Below are 1,496 nucleotides of genomic sequence, written 5' to 3'. Positions count from 1 at the left end.
CCTTACTGTTACAAGAAAAGGTAGATAAAGTGGATTTGAGAACCTTACAAGAGTTATTAGGACATGAAAGCCTTGCTACAACTAGTATGTATACTCATATCGATTTTGAACAAAAGAAAAATCGATAAATAGTTTCTTAATAAGCTAATATTAAAATTGGAATTAGAAAAGCGGCAGAATTTTGATTTTATGTCCAATATAAAATTATATTAATATAATAATATTTTTGTGATACGCCGCTTTTTTTGCATTTTTATCTAAAATAACTATATCGAAATGATAATTTAGTGCTATTTTTGTAAAGGGATTTCTGTAAATGTATTTCAATCTGTATATTAGAAGAGCTGGATTACCCGCTCATCGCTTTTTTTTGCATCATTTAAGACAAACGTTTGCTACCTTACTGTTACAAGAAAATAAAGAAATACAGATTTATAGGGCATGAAAACCTTGCTAGGACTAGTAAAAGTACACTCATATAGAAGTTGAACAGAAAAAAACAAATTTGTGGTTATAATATAATTAATTATTGATGAAAAAACGACAGAAATTAATCTGTCGTTTTATTCTGTCATAGAAGATTTGTTATGGCCGTTATTTAATGTTTTGATGTTTGTAATGCTCTATCATCAGCTTTCTAATAATTTTGGATTTGACTTCGAAAGTTCTAAAATAAAGTCTTCTGAAAATGGGAGTCCTGCTAATAAATCATTATTACCTCTCTTCCCCATTTCCTCGTGGTCTATGGATGGGAAATCACCCTTTTCTTCTGTAACACTTTGTTCTAATTCTAATTCAATTTTGGTCAATTCCTCTTTGATCTGTTGGATTTTTCGTTTATGTGTTCTAAGATAAAGTTCAACGTTGGCCCCAGAGCTGTGTCCAATTGATGGTTTCGACTGACATTCCTTGTTCATCTAAGAGTGTGGCAATCGTATATCGAAAACCATGAGGAGTTATCCTCTCTTCTCCTTTCCAATTCAGAAATTCATTCACTTTATTGACCGCAGCATTCAACTGCTTATTTTTAAGCGGGTAACCCTTAATCACATAACTAAGTGGATCGTCATCATTCAGTTTCATTTCTTCTACGTGTTTCCGTAGTTCTTGCAATAAAAGAGGTGGAAGTGGCAACACCTGCATCTTGTTTTTCGAATTCTTAATTTTTTGATTGTAAATAATCAAACCCTCTTCCAAATTAATGTTTCCCACTTTCAATTTGGTAATGGCCTGGTTACGAAGGCCCGTAAGCAGAAGCAGTTTAATTGTACAATCCATCTATTTACAAGACTTAAGTGTGGCACATTTTCTAATATTGATTCCATCATATCGTTTTTTATAATAGAAAGTAGATGATAGTTTAAATGAGTTGAAGAATTTTTTATGTAATTTGCACCCGTAATTGTCGTAGAAGAAGTTGAAGTAATACAATTAATGAAACACTTACTGATTGTTTGAAATTTTGACATTAGAATTTTCGCCTATTTAACTAATTT

At 31.4% G+C, this 1,496-nt stretch carries 3 protein-coding genes; 1 reads left to right on the top strand and 2 read right to left on the bottom strand.

The window, feature by feature from the left end; translation table 11 throughout:
- Positions 1–29 precede the first annotated feature (29 nt).
- Complete coding sequence (locus V7164_RS21380; RefSeq protein ID WP_335355189.1) at positions 30–128, top strand: tyrosine-type recombinase/integrase; 99 nt, start codon at positions 30–32, stop codon at positions 126–128.
- 501 nt (positions 129–629) lie between these two features.
- Here the strand turns inward: V7164_RS21380 and V7164_RS21375 are convergent.
- Together V7164_RS21375 and V7164_RS21370 are read right to left on the bottom strand one after the other, a co-directional pair.
- A complete protein-coding gene (locus tag V7164_RS21375) occupies positions 630–809 on the bottom strand; it encodes a hypothetical protein (RefSeq protein ID WP_335345825.1) in 180 nt (59 codons plus the stop codon).
- A gap of 49 nt (positions 810–858) precedes the next feature.
- On the bottom strand, positions 859–1,278 hold the full coding sequence (locus V7164_RS21370) for a site-specific integrase (protein WP_335345824.1): 420 nt from the start codon (positions 1,276–1,278) through the stop codon (positions 859–861).
- Between the last annotated feature and the right edge of the window lie 218 nt (positions 1,279–1,496).

It is taken from the genome of Bacillus sp. JJ1474, assembly GCF_036965225.1.
Classification (GTDB): Bacteria; Bacillota; Bacilli; order Bacillales; family Cytobacillaceae; genus Cytobacillus.
This window is presented reverse-complemented; position numbering and strand designations above follow the sequence as displayed.

Bases quoted from the DNA above. Each gene is read 5' to 3' on its own strand.
- V7164_RS21370 (WP_335345824.1), bottom strand. From the start codon at position 1,278: ATGGATTGTACAATTAAACTGCTTCTGCTTACGGGCCTTCGTAACCAG.